Below are 15,687 nucleotides of genomic sequence, written 5' to 3'. Positions count from 1 at the left end.
TTTAAACTCTATAAAACTCAAATGTATTTTTTTCTAGACATATTGCTTCATCGGAATTTTTGATAATAATATCAAAACATTGACTGTATGGATGCATAAACACTTCGTACTGAATCCGACGTTCTGCATGAGACCGCCTTAAATAATTGATATCGGCTCTCCTTTCAGCAATATCGCGGCTAGACCTTCTCATTAATTCTGTTTCACCATCTGCATAGAAGTAAATTTTTAAATCAAATAAATCGGGATTAATAAATGCGACACTCATTCCTTCTACAATCATTAGTTGAATAACCTAAGGCTGCTTCGGTAGCCATTTTTTTGTACCAACTGGCAGTTTAGTTTTCAATATGTGAAAAGGGATTTCTAAGTGATTAATTGAATATATATTTATTGTTTACTAATTTTTGAGAGGCCCCATTATGGGAGATAAACTTTACTGTATTGCTATCAAGTTCTTAATGAAGAAAGACTAAGAGCTTCGCACGGTTCTGTAATAACTTATAGTAATGCTGTGACGGGATCTCCTGTTAGTGAGATAGGGTGTTTTTTAATTTATTTATCATAATAACGTACCACGAAATTGCAACTCTCGTCCTCAAGAATTATTTCTTTTGGGTGAAAGTTTTTTTATTATATAAGTTTCATTCTGTCATAATTTAAAGTTTTCGAGAGGAGAAATGATATGAATTCTATTTTATTAGATGTTCCGTTACAAATAGAAACAGACAGACTAATTCTTCGAGCACCACTTCAAGCTGGTGACGGGAATGTCGTACACCAAGCTATTAAGGATTCAATTAATGAGTTAAAACAATGGTTGCTTTTATTCCAGTCAATCCCTACTGTTGAAGAAACGGAAATTATCCTGAGAAATGCCCATATAGATTTTTTAAAAAGAGAAAGCTTTCGCTATCTTATCTATCATAAGGATACTAATGATTTTATTGGAACTGCTAGCCTTCACGGAATTAATTGGAAGATTTCTAAATGTGAAATTGGATACTGGATTAACACGTAATTTAGTGGCAATGGATATATGACAGAGGTAGTAAGTGAGTTAACAAACCTTGGATTTCAGTTACTCAAATTTAGAAGGATTGAAATAAGATGTGAATCTACTAACACTAAAAGTCGTATGATCCCTGAAAAATTAGGTTTTGGGCTTGAAGGGATATTACAGAATTTACGATACGTGAAAGCCCACGCAGGACTTTAGTCCGTCTTTAGACGTGGGATGAAAGCATCGTTTTTGCATAGCAAAACATGGTATACTTTATTCATAGTCATGCAAAAGACGTAAAAACATTTGAGAACGAACAATCTGTACGGTATGGTCACAGTACCGTAGCCCACGAACCTATATGGTCTGTTGTGGGAGTGGTGATGGCACACCGCAATCTTGCACGTCAGCGATACCAGAAATGGACTTCGCCTTTGGTAGCAAGAATCCCACTGACGTTAGTCAGCTGGCCCCTTTAGGGGTGGGAGTGTCAAGTAATGAAGATCTTTCAGCTGACAGTAAAAAACTAACTGATACCTGCATCTATGCAAAGATAAATTAGATTAAAAGTTTAATACTCAATTGAGTATGTTTACACAGTTTATTCCCCTTCTAATCCGTTATTATGATTTGTTTAGAACTATAGTACATCAATATGTTTAAAATGAAATGTACTGAACTGGTATATTCTATTAAAACAAGAAGATTTACTTCTCATATTAATAACATCAGTATTATATGCAAATGTTACAATAATTTTATAAATAAATTACTTCATGAAGTTATAAAATTAGGACCGTACATATTAGACATATCTAAAATGTACGGTCCTTTTGTTTACTAGTGGTTCACTTATCTAACCTAAAGATAAGTATGTGGTCCTTTTACAATTTGAATTTCTTTTTAAGCTTCTTATATTTTCTATATGAACGTCGAACAATGTTTAACATGAAATACGGTATTTTAACAGGGAAAGGCAATTTATAAATGAAAGGCAAGTAAAATGTAAAATATGCCTTTTCTAAGTCTCTCCACTTACTATCTTCTTTTGTTTTTAAGAAATCAGATACATCGACTACATATCCCCTTCCATTTTCCATCATCACATTTTTTCCGTGAACATCACAAGGAGTTAATCCTTGCTCCCTTGCATACTCTATAGCTTCATTGATATCAAGGATTACCTGCTTAGGAATTTTAATCCCCTTATGAATAGCATCGTATAAGGTAATTTCTTTTAAACGTTTCAATACTATGAAATTTTCTCCTTTATATATAAGATTCGAATAAGAAGGATGATTTCCGATTCTTCGGTATACTTCTGACTCTTTTTCAATTCCTTCTCCTTCTCGCGCGTAAACTTTCACTACCCAATCTTTGTATTCTTTGTGCATAAATACTGCGGCATAATTACCTGTCCCTAAACACTTCCAAAGTCTAGGAATATCTTTAACTACTATAGGCTCGAATTCATCCTCACTTCTTATGCTTACCTCTTTTAATAATTCGTCCTTTATCAATCTCACAAAACTATTTATACTCATCATTTCCACTCCGGTTTTGCTACAAGGGGTACTACCCCATACCCATCAAGTTAAAAAGTACATTCTTCCCTAATACGAAAAAAATGAGCAGACTTCACTAAGTAACTAACTTTAGCGAAATAAATTTTTCATTTAGGGGGGTACTTCAAAATCTTAAAATGGATATTCTACGCAAATATATATTATTGATACAATAAGTTATGTTAACTTCACATGATTATATTATACAAAAACTCAGCAAATACCGTTACAAAAAGTGTACAAGCCATATCTACTCTCTCTAAATAGTTTATTGCGAATCTATTTTAAGGAGAATTCTTACATCACAATTTCATAAATCTAAGGTTTCAAACTATTCATTACGAAAAAAAGACCGTATTACTACGGTCTTTTTCTCGCTCTTATGCAAACACTATGACTGTGTAACTTTATTAGAAACAAGTAGTTTTTCAATACATATAGGTAACATGTCTAATAACGTTTCAAATGCATAATTTACGTCCAGACGCTCCGTCCATTGATGTGCATCTTTTCCTACTGGTCCCATATTTAATACTGGAACGTCAAACTCTTCTAATTCCTCTAGTGGAATCGAATAACCTTTATCCCATAATGGCATATTGTCTACGAGAGAACTCATTGAATCCAATGGGTTTTGTAAGCCCACATAGCTTAAATCTGAAATTCCGCCAAAATAATTTTGGTTTTCAAATGTAATGCTATGATTATAGTGGGCATACTTTTCCATTTCTACAACTACCTCTTTAATTAAAGGATTGTTGCGTGAACTCACAGCTGGATAGTATGGCGGTGCAAAGAAAAGTACAATCATTGGAGCCTTTTCTTTACATAAGATAGCTAATTTGTCTACTAAATCAATAGTTACCGCACGATCATCTTTATCTTCTCTATTTTTTATAATATCGGATTGAATTTCATCTATTTTTCCTTGCCCATGTTGTTCAATTGCATAAGCAATAAGCTCTTCATACGTTAATACATTTACTTTAAGATTAGGCGGTATGAACGGATTATGCTTAGAAAAATGATACGCTCGCTCCTCATACGATTCTTCAATTTTCTCTGCTACTTTCGTTACTTTTTGGCGTAACAATGAAACTACATCTGTCATCGTTTTTTCTAGTAAAAACAAGTTAAATAACGTGACTGCACGATGAGGAATTTGTACAGAATAATCCTCCTTTAAATCTCTTTGAAGCAAGTTAGTTGGTGGAGGACTCGCTTCACCATCTACAATATCGCAAAGGTCAGTATTCAACTCTAATTCAGCTGTTAATAATGCAGCCATATAACTCCCATTTAATCCTGCAAAAGGTTCGCCTACATGTGTCTCTTTTCCATAGCAAAGGAAACCAGGTAACACCTTACCAATAGAACCAGTATAAATATACTTATTTTGGTCACCAGGATGCCTTGAAAACATAGGCTCTGAATTTAGGACCGTTTTATACTCTAAGTCATGTTCTCTTGCTAAGTCTAATAATCTTGGAACAGCGGCTCTCATCCCTACAGAGTTCACTTCTTCATCTGGAACAGCCAATAAAAGAACATTCCCATCAAATCTTCCTTCACAAGCTTGCTCAACCATCGCCATTTGTAAGGCTAGACCACATTTCATGTCCATCGTTCCTCTACCAAAGAGCCAATCTCCTTGTTCAATATCTTCACGTACATGATCTGGTAGCTCATCTTTATGAGAATAAAACATAGATGTTAATTTTTTAGGGTTAAATGCATCTTCTTTCCACACTCCGTAATCTTGTACATCTACAACATCAAAGTGACTAACAAGAATTACAGTATTTTTTGTACTATCACTTTTCTTTACTAGAGCTGTAACAAAATATCGTCCATCCCCCGTCAGATTTTTTTGCAAATGATGCGGATTTTGTTTGAAATACTGTAAGTCAGATAGTTGTTCTACAACAAAGTCTGGCAATATAACTTCAGCTTCTGAACCTGTAATACTAGGAATTTCAACAAGATTGCTTAATAATTGAACCAATTGTTCTTTAGATTGCCACTTTGACATATAAATCCCCCTATTTTTCCGCATTATGAAATTCATTTCCAATATATGAATAAAAAATGACGACAGCTATCAAAATTATAATTTTGCCGTTTGGCAAGCTTATGGTTCTTTTTGTTTGCGGCAAACATATGCTTCCAGGATTTGAAGAATATTTTTAATATCGCTTTTAAATAAAATCACTGTTTTTATTTAAAAGCGCGATGTTTTGCCCCTTTGGATCTGTTTATCTAAAGAGATGTTTTTATAGTGAAAAGAAGATCTGAACTGAAAGGCGGATTAAGAAACTGCTGAGTAGCAATAAAGTTACTCCACTAAAGGGCCAGATTGTTGAGGAACGTTTTCAGGAAATTAGATTATTCGAGTTTGAATATATCATTGAGATTATGAAGGTTTTTTACTTAAACTGACGGGGCAGTAATACTCAATTAAAAATAATGGTAAAGTTAGCGAAAAGAAGAAGGATTGAAAATCGTATAGATTCATTCATTGTAATACATTTTAAGTTTTTGTGTGGCGAGGTATTTGAGAAGTAAGAATGATTTCATCAAAAAAACATTGAAGCTCCAACGGGTTTTTATATGACTATTTTTCCAGACCCAATTTAACATCACAAATTACAAATAAACATTCTATACTTTTGGTTAGATTTTTTATATAGTTTGATTGACAGCAAAACCTAAGAAAAGGGGTGTTATTCATTGAGAATCACTTGTCACCTTGATCAATCTGATTTACAGGAGTATATGCAAAAAGTCTTTGGTACCAGTTATTTGGTTTCTAGTGTAACGAAAATGCATGGCGGTGCACAAAAGGTAGTCTATAAGATTGACTGCAGCAATGGATTTTCCTGCGTTCTGTATGTTTGGGATCTTACCATGAATTATTTTCAAGAAGAAATAGCAAACCGAGATATACATGAGCACTCCTATAGTAGTGATTTATTTGAATTAAATAACAAGTATTTAATTCAACAAGGAATTCAAACTCCCCTTCTATATGATCTGAATAAGGAAAGAAACCGTCATCCTTATGATTATGCTCTCGTTGAATATGTAAATGGACAAAAGGCAGAAGTTTATTTTCAACATTCCGATTCATATGTTAAAGATAAAGTGTTTCAGCGGATAGGAGATATGCTGGCAGACATGCATGCCAACGAGAGACTTACTCATGGGAAAGTGAATCAAAGTGGGATCAACACGGAAAAATGCCATCACTTGCAAATGAAGAATGCAAAAAGAGATTTAGATTACGCATGCCAACATATTGACAGCATCAGGGCTAGTCATAGCAATCTACTCGATACATTGTACAAGCTTGAATCAAAAATTGAAACAAGAAGTCGTTATGGATTTATACATGGGGAACTCGGCCCTGATCATGTATTAATTAATGACAAACTAGAACCTTATTTGATTGATATCGAAGGAGTCGAGTTCTTTGATATTGAGTATGAGCACAGTTTTTTGCAGTTTCGATTTGGGGATTATTATCGATATTTAAAGAATGATACTCTCGACCCCAACAGGATGTTATTCTATCGATTCCATCATCATATATCCTTAACTTCAGGCGGATTGAGATTGCTTCACAGAGGATTTCCGAATCAACAATTTGCAAAAGATCTAACCGATCACCATTCCCGTTGTGCACTGCGTTTTATTGAAGGTTGAACTTATGTCATTAAAAATTTAAAGATAGACAGGAGTTAAATACAATGATAAAAGGTTTCGGAGGAATATTTTGGAGAACTAAAAATCTTGATGTTATAAAAAAATGGTACAGTGAAGTGTTGAAAATTGAAATAGAAAATTGGAACGGGACTGTGATTAAACCCGAATTAGGAACTGAGACTATCTTTTCTTTCTTCACTGAAAATGACAATTATTTTCCAACAGAACAACAAGTGATGTTGAATTTCCAAGTACATAATCTAAACGAGACTATTCAGCATCTTGAACATATTGGTGTACCTCTTGAAAAGAAAGAAGAGATTAATGAATTTGGAAAGTTTATTTGGATTAAAGATCCTGAAGGGCGATTGATCGAACTTTGGGAGAAATAGCCGGTTGTAATCATTTGCTATTAAGCTAACAGATGCTTTAGTTCAATAAGGTAAATAAAAAAAGTGCATCTCCGTTTATTAGACACAGTCTAACAATCGGAGGTGCACTTTTTTAATCTAAATTAATACTTTTAATAAAATCAAAATGATTTTCATCAGCTAATTTATCGATATAACCTGTTATATACAGATTTGCTTTAGATACTTCTGTATTCTTAAACTCAGAATAAAAATCAGGAGAAAATGATACTTCTAAAACAATACTATCCCCAGGTTTAATATTTAACTTATTACCTTTAGCTAACACTCTAAATGGATTTGTTGTTTGGCCAGAAACAGTAGGTGATTTAGGAAATGAAAACATAACATTATTTTGTACAATAATATAATCGGTATTATTAGTCATTTTTATTTTATAAGATATTTCAGTGTTCATATTAAGATTTTTAGAAATTAATTCATACACTATTCCATTTTCAACATCTGCTTGTTTAAAAGTAATATTATTTTTACTAGAACAAGCACTCAAAATAAAAAACAAAACCAATATGATTATTCCATATTCTTTTTTCATTGATCTATTACCACCTATCAGTAAACACTATATTCTCTTTGGATTGTCATAACATTTGAAACGTACGTAACACTAGTAATACTCTAAAAGCTAGAATTAGAACCGATAATGACAGTAGCGTCCAGTTCCTTGTTTCTAGCGACTTTTGTGCTAAGCCCAGCACCAGCAAAGATTTCAAAGGCCCGGGGTGCCTGAACTTCGCTCGTCTCTATCAAAAGATGTCCATCCAAAGCTAACCAGAGTAAAGCATCTTCTGCTACTCTTCGCAGAATGTTAAGACCATCTTCTCCTCCGTCAAGCGTTACATTTGGTTCATATAGGCGTGCCTTCCGGGGGAGAAACTTTATTATTTCAGTAGGAACGTAAGGTACGTTCGCAACTAGGATATTTACATGGCCCTTAAGTGAGTCTGGTAGAGCTTTATACAAGTCACCTTCAAAAGCACGACCGCCAAAATTCGTTACATTGCGGCTAGCGCATTGTACTGCGATAGGGTCAATGTCAACAGAATACAATTCAACTCGTCCCAAAGCTGCTGCCAGTGCGGCACCCACCGCACCTGATCCACAACATAGATCAACAATGATATCGCTAGAACGCGACAGGACCTCTGTTTGATGAACAAGGAACTCGGTACGTTTACGCGGTACAAAAACGCCTCGATCCACTTCTATTCGTAGACCACAAAACTCCGTGTATCCAACAACGTATTCCAGAGGTAAACCGTTGACTCGCATTTCTACCATTTTCATAAGGTCCTCTGGAGTTAGTGCCTCTGACATAAGTAACCGGGTCTCATCTTCTGCAAAAACACAACCGGCACTTCGAAGCTTGCTAACTATATATTTTTCCATTTTCATATCCAAAAATAAATTTGTTTTATTCTCTATATTATCTCACCACTTTTGATAAAGTTTGTTTGTAATTCAGAGTTCGTTAAAAATAGCTAATATCCTTTTTCAATAATCTGATTCTTACATAAACTGTCATTTGATGGGCATATTCGTTCTATGACCATCTCTTTCCCTTGTATATAGAGCATTCTTTTCAATTTCTGTTTTCGTTTATATCTAATTAACAGAGATATAAACGAAAACACATATTTTTACACTATTTCGATTTATATATACAAACTATATTTTTAACGTTTTGGGCTATTTGCTTTGCTTAAGTTGATTTGCATAGATACTACCCCTCTTTGAAATATTTCAGTTCAAAATGAAATAACATTTCAACATAGACTATTAATCTACCTAGACATTATGACAACTACCTTAGATATCTGAATTTTCTATACATTAAAGGTTATCACCTAAACATCCTCGAATATTGTAATAAACATACATAACATAAGGAGGTTAATCTATTTTGTTTCGTTCATTTACAAATGGATGTGTTGCTCTTATGCAGCGTTTCTTACCAGAACCGTTTATTTTATCATGTTTATTAACTGTTTTCGTTATCTTCTTCGGCATGTTTGCAACGCACCAAACACCGGTCGAAATGATTACACATTGGGGCAATGGAATTTGGGGACTTCTCGCCTTTTCTATGCAAATGGCTCTTGTACTCGTGACAGGATCTGCATTAGCAAACGCTCCTCTTATTAAAAAAGGATTAACGAGAGCAGCGAAATTACCGAAAACAAATGGACAAGGTATTATTGCTATTTCAATCGTAAGTTTACTAGGAGCATACATAAACTGGGGATTTGGTATTGTTGTATCGGTTTTATATGCAAAAGAAGTGGCCAGACAGTTAGAAGGATTAGATTATAGGTTAGCAATTGCTTCTTCCTACTCTGGATTTCTCATTTGGCATGCAGGCCTTTCTGCTTCTATCCCTCTTACGTTAGCAACAGGAGGCGAAACGTTAATCAAAACGACCGCTGGGAGTATTAAAGAAGCGATTCCAATAACAGAAACGTTATTCTCGCCATACGCTCTCGTTCCGGTTATTATCTTTCTCGTTACGATGCCTCTTATTAACCGAGCAATGCATCCAGATGAAAAGCATACAATTACTGTAGACCCTATCGTGTTCCATGAAGAGGCTGCCGCTCAAGAAGTGGAGCAAAATACGTTCGCTGAAAAAATGGAAAATAGCATAATTATTACACTTTGTATTGGATTATTAGGTCTTATTTATATTTTCAACTACTTTTATACGAAAGGCTTTAACCTTACACTTGATATCGTTATTTTCATGTTATTGATTGCGGGTCTTATTTTCCACCGTACTCCGATTCAATATATTCGCGCTTTCTCTGACTCAACTAAGAGTGCTTCAGGCATTTTACTTCAGTTTCCGTTCTATGCTGGAATTATGGGGATGATGATTGGAGTAAATAGTGAAGGGCTTTCGCTTGGAGGAGCTATTTCTACTTTCTTTATTAGCATTTCAAATGAAACCACATTCCCGCTCTTTACATTTTTAAGTGCTGGCATTGTAAATATTTTCGTTCCATCTGGAGGCGGTCAATGGGCAGTGCAAGCACCAATTATGATTCCAGCTGGCGCTGAACTTGGTGTACCTGCCGCGAAAACAGCGATGGCAATTGCATGGGGCGATGCTTGGACAAATTTAATTCAACCTTTCTGGGCATTACCGGCATTAGCGATAGCTGGTTTAGGCGCGCGTGATATTATGGGATTTTGTGTTGTTAACTTACTATATGCAGGATTTATCATTAGTCTATGTTTCTTATTTATTTAAACGAAAAGCTAGTTTTATACTAGCTTTTTTATATAATAAATCATTCGTTATCTATACAGCTTATTACCTTCCTCCACTCTACCTCTGCATTATTTAATGCTTCATATGTAAACAAATCTTCACATACTTTTTCAATCATATGAGGATTGTTCTTAAGGAAATTCCACTGCAATACTTTAGGAAGAAAATATGTTCCATATTCTTTACTTCCCTTTATTACCTCATCAACTTCTCTTTCACAAATCCCTCTTATTAAATAATCATTTCTTAATTGTATCTGAATTTGTTTTAACGTTTCACTACACTTCTTCAATTGGACTAAACACTTAATATACGTACGAAAAAGTTCGTCATCATACTTACAGCACTTTATAATACGATCGATTTCATTCATAATGTACGAGCCGCTTCTTCTATTTGTAACAGCCATTTTTCACGCTTCGTTACTTTACTCGTTTTCACAGATTGAAAAGCAGAACGTTTTATATTGCGAATACCACAAAAACGCAAAACCCCTCTTTTCATCATAATCCAATCCGCTGATCGATATAATAGTGCTACGTACCATAACGGTGAGTCTAACGTATTAATAACCCACGCCTTCTTACCTTTAAATAAGCCTTTCGGTAATGCCCCCTCATATTTATAAGCAAATCCAGCTACAAAAATACGATCGATAAATCCTTTTAAAATAGCAGGCATGCCCCACCACCATATCGGATATATGAAAAGAAGAATATCCGCCTTCTGCACTAATTCTCTATATCGCTTCGTCTCTTCTTCATTTAGTAAATCACGTCTTTTCTTCTCTTCATTAAATACAAGCACTGGATCAAATTGTTCTTTATATAAATCAAGTAGCGTAACAGAATGATTTGTTTCCTCAAGTCCTTTTTGCACATGCTCTAAAATTACCCCATTAAAGCTTGAAGGATTAGGATGAGCGTATATAATTAGTACGTTCACTACAAAACAACTCCCTCTTTAGTTAAAGTTTCCCCTTCTTTAACATCTTCTCTACGATTTGCACATTTTTCGAACTTTGTAACAAACGATTTAATACTGTTAGTAACTCTTCTTTTTCTAAACCGTTCAGTTTCTCTTTAACCGTACTCTCACCAGCACCTTGAATTTCATACACAACTGCCGCCATATGTTTACAATAATTTTCGTACGGACACTCGCAACTACTTTCTGCAAAATCTTCAAGATCAATAACCACTTCATAATTTCCTGCATTACCAGTCACAAAAGCAAATACTTTATTATCATGTACTTCAACATCTTCTACATGTCCCTCTTCATAATATTCATAACCTCTATCAACAATATATTTCGGAATATACCTATGTAGTTCTTTTAATAAATATGCGTACATAACAACACCTCTTCCTTTAATTCCCTTTTGACTTCCAAAATCCTGCATGTTATTCTAATAACTGTCAAGTAGCGAGTCTACGTGACAAAACGACTGACACCTATTCGGCGGAGGTGTCTCTTTTCATTTGCAGCCGATATGAAGTGCCTCTTTCAGGCACATTCAATCTTTGACACTACACACTCAACACCATTCCCTTGTATCAGGCTGCTTTAGCAGTCTTTTACGCTACATACTTCAAAAAAAAGAGAGCTCAGCTCCCTTTTCCCGCCTTATAAAATACCCCTTTTTCAGCATAGCGATATTCATCATCAGCTAAAGTAATTTTCCCATCCAGTTTGAGTTCATCTAATAGTCTTGATAAATAAAATTGATGTAACATTTTTTTAGTGAATTTTCCTTCATGATGCGAAACGATATGTTCTTGAATATCTAACAATGATATTGGCTTATCTTGCTCTATCATATATTCATAAACTGTACTACGCAGTTTTACGTATTTTTCGAGTGTCACAGTACTTCGCAACCCCTTTCTTCTTAATATAAATTTTCGTAATCGGTTTTTTTGCAACAAAAAAACCTCTCCGATAAGAAGAAGTTACGTATATCTTCGTCTTATCTCCCAGAACAAATATGTTCTGCTGGAATTAGCACCTGCATCGCGGTTGCTGGGTTTCATCGGGCCAGTCCCTCCACCTCTCTGGATAAGAAAATATTCACTTTAAATTTAACTATACGTAATTTTATTATAATTGTCAAATAAATATAAAAAATTATATTTTCTTATTTATTGTTCATACTACAAAAAGATGTACAAAAGGAGGCTACTACTTTGAAAAAGAATGCTCGTGGATACGTACAAGATTCTTTTCATTCCTTACAAGAAGCGAAACATTGTTTAGAAGATGCATTACAGACTGTTGAAGAAGATTTTAATCGCGCACGTATTGAACAATCCCTTTACGCTGTAGAGCAAGCTCTTCAACGTTGCGATTACACCGTTCACATTTTAGAACAAGAATGAAAACTTCCCATCAAAAGATGGGAAGTTTTTTTCAAATGGCATACTTCATCATTATTACCGTTATTATTAAAAAATATACAGAATTAACAATTTCTAAAATCCCTACTTTTAATATAGAAATCTTTTTGCCATACAACATAATGGCCCGAATTACACTTGGTACAAATATGAGTGAACACCATGGATTTATAGCAAATACAATTACCGTTAATACAATATGGTATCCCCAAGATATAAAACGATACTTCGGATTGTTTTTTCACGAATCATCGTTTTCACATAAAACGTACTTCCTAAAAAATATAGAAATGAAATAAGCGCAATGAATAATGCTGTTTTATCTATGAATTTCACGGAGAAATAATAACTGATTAAGCCGCCTATACAAAACACTATAATCGCACAAATATCATTTAGTAATGCTCTTTCATTTTTTTGACGAGCGTAATACATATTTACAATAAACAATGGAATCATTAATACTGCGAATAAAAGAATTCGCCATTCATATAATAAAGAAATCATCCCAAATATAAATGCAATGATAAAATAAACAATTGCAGCGTGTAGAAATTCTTTTTTTCGTCTTTGCCTTATGGATAAGTGGCTAGATAGATAAAGGACCAGGCTAAAAACAGTGGGATATGATAAAAAGTAGGTTTACCAAGTAATACACTTAATAGAAATGGTATGACAAGCATCGCCCATGCTCCATGTTGCTTCGGAATAACTAACTTCATTAACTATACACCTCCCTCTTGAAAATAATTCTCACCTACTATTATACAAATAATTTCATATAATAACGGATATATATTGAATCTATTTTTTGACAATAAAAAATGCTTCTTACAATATGTAAGAAGCATGAAAGAGGCAAACGAATATGTAAGTCGCGACCCTACCTTATATGAGTATGCTTTTCTATGTCACGTTATGCTCATCTAATATACCGTATTTCTTTTTAAATCTTGTGAGGATCGTAATCCATGACGTACTAAATAACAGAAGGAAAATAACATTCGATATCGCATGACTAAGATCGAAAGAAAAACTTGCGACATAGTAAGCAATAACTGTTTCCCACGTTGCTTCCTGTATAAAGCCAAGAAGACCCCAAAAATTCATAATCCAGCCAAATAGAAATCCAACGGCAAATCCGTACAACAGTCTTCCCCACAGTTTTTTCATTAAAAATGTATTACGTAATAGTCCAGCTATAAACCCGATCATGCCCCAAGAGAACATTTGCCACGGAGTCCACGGACCTTGTCCTAAAAAAATATTAGATACAATGGCAGCTGTTGCCCCAATCATAAAGCCAGTTTCACTTCCAAAAACAATTGCAGAAACGATAATGACAAAAGAAGTCGGTTGTACACTTGGTAAAATAGAAAATGGTACCCGGCTAACCGCTGCAATCGCCGCTAACACAGCAACGATAACAATTTCACGTGAAACAAACGCCTTCCTTTCAAAACGAATATAGAAAGGTAACATAATGACAGCTAATAAAAACAAACTACTTACCATGTAATACCCGTCCATAATAAAAGTCGTAAAGAGTAGTGTACATATTACAACGGCAAAAATAAATATTATAAATGCAACATATCGTTTGGACACGCTTCGTACACATCCTCCCACGTTAATGCAAACGGCAACTCTCTACGGATGAATCGATTAATAGATGTTGTATAAAAGAAGTTACCACTAAAGAACTCTTTCGGTGCTTCATTCATAATGACTTTCCCGTCAAATAACATCATACATTGATCAACGTATTTCGCTGCAAACTCAATATCGTGCGTTGCCATTACAATAGTTGTACCTTCTTTTTGCAACTGTTTAAATAGCTCTCCAACTCTTTCCTTTTTCCATGGATCTAGTCCCTTTGTCGGCTCATCCAGTAATAATAAAGTTGGCTTTGACAATAAAGTTGTACATAATGCGAGTAGTTGTTGCTCTCCCCCGCTACAATCATGTGGATGGCGCTCTTTAAGTGAATCTAACCAGAACTTTTTCAACATTTCTTCTGCTATTACTTTTCCCTCTTCTCCATATAATTCACGCGCGCGCTCATAAACCTCTTCCCACACTGTATCAAATGTAAAATGATAATACGGGTGTTGTGATACGTACCCTATACTTTTAAATCGTTCTTTCGAATCAATTTTATGTATCATTTTTCCATTCCACTTTACCTTACCTCTTCTAGCTTTTTGTAATCCTACTAAAATCGTTAACAGCGTAGACTTCCCGGTTCCGTTTTTCCCAACTAGAGCTGTCCATTTTCCCTTTTCGATGTTCACTGTTAAATCGCGTAAAATAAGTGGACTACTTTTTTCATATTGAAAAGATATATGTTCTGCACTTAAAATTACTTCTTGCTTTTCACATTGTTCTACTTGCCCATTCCTATATGATATCGCTGAAAAATCATTCATTTTCATTTGTGCTTCTCGCACTGTAAATGGAATCTCTTTCACATTCCACTCTAAAAACAATCTTGGAATTTGCGGAATGAATGGATGGAACTTTTCTACTTCCCACATGTTCGCTATCACACTTTTAGAAGTACCATCATAAATGATTCTGCCATTATCCATACAAACAACGCGTGTTGCGAGCGGTATAACTTCATCTAAACGATGTTCACTTAAAATAATCGTAATTCCAAGTTCTTCATTAATACGCTTTAACAATCCTAAAAACTCTTTCGCAGCAATCGGATCTAGCTGCGCTGTCGGTTCATCCAGTAATAGTAGCTTCGGCTGCATAACTAATACTGCTGCTAAATTTACTAGTTGTTTTTGACCACCAGATAACGTATGAACAGATTGGTGCAATAAATCTTGAAATCCTAAAAAGCTAATGAGTTCCGCTATTCTTTTTTGAATAATATGTGATGGTAGCCCAATATTTTCTAAAGAGAATGCTAGTTCTTGAATAACTGTATCCATTACGAGCTGATTTTCTGGATTTTGAAATACCATACCAATTTCTTGTGCAGATAATAAATCTGGTACATCTTCTAATAAAGCACCATCGTAATATGTATGCCCAGAACGCGTGCCAATTGGAAGTAACTCCTTTTTAAAATGTTTCAATAAAGTTGTCTTCCCAGAGCCGGAACCGCCAGCAAGTACGATAAATTCTCCTTTTTGAATAGAAAGAGAAATATGCTGTAACGCTTCTTCATTTTCATCAGTATATATAAATGATAATTTTTTTATTTCTGCATGCGCCACCATATCCATTCCGATACGATAAACTTAACTAAATCTATACAATTTAATCAAATTTACACAAGTTAGTGCTTCATCGTGTT

At 34.6% G+C, this 15,687-nt stretch carries 14 protein-coding genes, 3 pseudogenes and 1 riboswitch; of the genes and pseudogenes, 5 read left to right on the top strand and 12 right to left on the bottom strand.

Annotation, left to right across the window (positions count from 1 at the left end; genetic code table 11):
- Nucleotide 1: 1 nt before the first annotated feature.
- Nucleotides 2–289, bottom strand: a pseudogene (locus ABH960_RS22825) (uridine kinase); the annotation flags it as partial.
- 396 nt (nt 290–685) lie between these two features.
- Here ABH960_RS22825 and ABH960_RS22820 point away from each other — a divergent pair.
- Nucleotides 686–1,219, top strand: a pseudogene (locus ABH960_RS22820) (GNAT family N-acetyltransferase).
- A gap of 668 nt (nt 1,220–1,887) precedes the next feature.
- Here the strand turns inward: ABH960_RS22820 and ABH960_RS22815 are convergent.
- Together ABH960_RS22815 and ABH960_RS22810 are read right to left on the bottom strand one after the other, a co-directional pair.
- On the bottom strand, nt 1,888–2,556 hold the full coding sequence (locus ABH960_RS22815; RefSeq protein ID WP_003190427.1) for a protein kinase family protein: 669 nt from the start codon (nt 2,554–2,556) through the stop codon (nt 1,888–1,890).
- A 403-nt stretch (nt 2,557–2,959) separates the two neighbouring features.
- Entirely contained in the window at nt 2,960–4,600 is a 1,641-nt protein-coding gene (locus ABH960_RS22810) for a M20/M25/M40 family metallo-hydrolase (protein ID WP_404448585.1), read from the bottom strand.
- A 743-nt stretch (nt 4,601–5,343) separates the two neighbouring features.
- On the opposite strand from ABH960_RS22810, the gene ABH960_RS22805 reads away from it, so the two are divergent.
- Together ABH960_RS22805 and ABH960_RS22800 are read left to right on the top strand one after the other, a co-directional pair.
- Entirely contained in the window at nt 5,344–6,273 is a 930-nt protein-coding gene (locus ABH960_RS22805) for a phosphotransferase (protein ID WP_404448596.1), read from the top strand.
- A gap of 44 nt (nt 6,274–6,317) precedes the next feature.
- The gene (locus tag ABH960_RS22800) at nt 6,318–6,665 is read left to right on the top strand and encodes a VOC family protein (RefSeq protein WP_404448583.1); all 348 of its coding nucleotides are present in this window, start codon (nt 6,318–6,320) and stop codon (nt 6,663–6,665) included.
- Nucleotides 6,666–6,777: 112 nt separating this feature from the next.
- Here the strand turns inward: ABH960_RS22800 and ABH960_RS22795 are convergent, their stop codons facing one another.
- Both ABH960_RS22795 and ABH960_RS22790 read right to left on the bottom strand, forming a co-directional pair.
- On the bottom strand, nt 6,778–7,239 hold the full coding sequence (locus tag ABH960_RS22795; RefSeq protein WP_002084458.1) for a hypothetical protein: 462 nt from the start codon (nt 7,237–7,239) through the stop codon (nt 6,778–6,780).
- Between the two features lie 83 nt (nt 7,240–7,322).
- Nucleotides 7,323–8,093, bottom strand: a complete 771-nt coding sequence (locus ABH960_RS22790; protein ID WP_404448594.1) for a putative protein N(5)-glutamine methyltransferase — start codon at nt 8,091–8,093, stop codon at nt 7,323–7,325.
- Between the two features lie 514 nt (nt 8,094–8,607).
- On the opposite strand from ABH960_RS22790, the gene ABH960_RS22785 reads away from it, so the two are divergent.
- Nucleotides 8,608–9,954: a short-chain fatty acid transporter gene (locus ABH960_RS22785; RefSeq protein ID WP_404448581.1), complete on the top strand. Its 1,347-nt coding sequence runs from the start codon at nt 8,608–8,610 to the stop codon at nt 9,952–9,954.
- A gap of 40 nt (nt 9,955–9,994) precedes the next feature.
- Here ABH960_RS22785 and ABH960_RS22780 read toward each other — a convergent pair whose 3' ends face one another.
- The 4 genes from ABH960_RS22780 to ABH960_RS22765 all read right to left on the bottom strand — a co-directional run bounded on the left by ABH960_RS22780 (nt 9,995) and on the right by ABH960_RS22765 (nt 11,906).
- Nucleotides 9,995–10,348, bottom strand: a complete 354-nt coding sequence (locus ABH960_RS22780; RefSeq protein ID WP_404448579.1) for a group-specific protein — start codon at nt 10,346–10,348, stop codon at nt 9,995–9,997.
- Nucleotides 10,345–10,920 carry an NAD(P)H-dependent oxidoreductase gene (locus ABH960_RS22775; protein ID WP_404448577.1) on the bottom strand — a complete coding sequence of 192 codons (576 nt, stop codon included), beginning with the start codon at nt 10,918–10,920 and terminating at the stop codon, nt 10,345–10,347. Before ABH960_RS22775 ends, ABH960_RS22780 begins: the two co-directional genes overlap by 4 nt.
- A 22-nt stretch (nt 10,921–10,942) precedes the next feature.
- Nucleotides 10,943–11,332 (bottom strand): SWIM zinc finger family protein, encoded by a 390-nt coding sequence (locus tag ABH960_RS22770; protein WP_002165383.1) that lies wholly within the window; start codon nt 11,330–11,332, stop codon nt 10,943–10,945.
- Between the two features lie 253 nt (nt 11,333–11,585).
- Nucleotides 11,586–11,906 (bottom strand): hypothetical protein, encoded by a 321-nt coding sequence (locus ABH960_RS22765; protein ID WP_002084449.1) that lies wholly within the window; start codon nt 11,904–11,906, stop codon nt 11,586–11,588.
- 38 nt (nt 11,907–11,944) lie between these two features.
- A riboswitch (SAM riboswitch) is annotated at nt 11,945–12,043 on the bottom strand.
- A gap of 121 nt (nt 12,044–12,164) precedes the next feature.
- On the opposite strand from ABH960_RS22765, the gene ABH960_RS22760 reads away from it, so the two are divergent.
- Nucleotides 12,165–12,356 (top strand): hypothetical protein, encoded by a 192-nt coding sequence (locus tag ABH960_RS22760; protein WP_002084448.1) that lies wholly within the window; start codon nt 12,165–12,167, stop codon nt 12,354–12,356.
- A 207-nt stretch (nt 12,357–12,563) separates the two neighbouring features.
- On the opposite strand, the pseudogene ABH960_RS22755 reads toward ABH960_RS22760, so the two are convergent.
- From ABH960_RS22755 to ABH960_RS22745, 3 genes and pseudogenes are all read right to left on the bottom strand, one after another.
- Nucleotides 12,564–13,057, bottom strand: a pseudogene (locus ABH960_RS22755) (YwiC-like family protein).
- Between the two features lie 223 nt (nt 13,058–13,280).
- The gene (locus tag ABH960_RS22750; RefSeq protein ID WP_002165382.1) at nt 13,281–13,982 is read right to left on the bottom strand and encodes an ECF transporter S component; all 702 of its coding nucleotides are present in this window, start codon (nt 13,980–13,982) and stop codon (nt 13,281–13,283) included.
- Nucleotides 13,955–15,616, bottom strand: coding sequence for an ABC transporter ATP-binding protein (locus ABH960_RS22745; RefSeq protein ID WP_404448574.1), 1,662 nt, complete (start codon nt 15,614–15,616; stop codon nt 13,955–13,957). The genes ABH960_RS22750 and ABH960_RS22745 overlap by 28 nt, the downstream gene beginning before the upstream one ends.
- Nucleotides 15,617–15,687 lie beyond the last annotated feature (71 nt).

Source organism: Bacillus sp. RC252, assembly GCF_044909215.1.
GTDB classification, from domain to species: Bacteria; Bacillota; Bacilli; order Bacillales; family Bacillaceae_G; genus Bacillus_A; species Bacillus_A mycoides.
The sequence above is the reverse complement of the archived record's forward strand: the minus strand, read 5'-3'. Positions and strand labels throughout refer to the sequence as shown.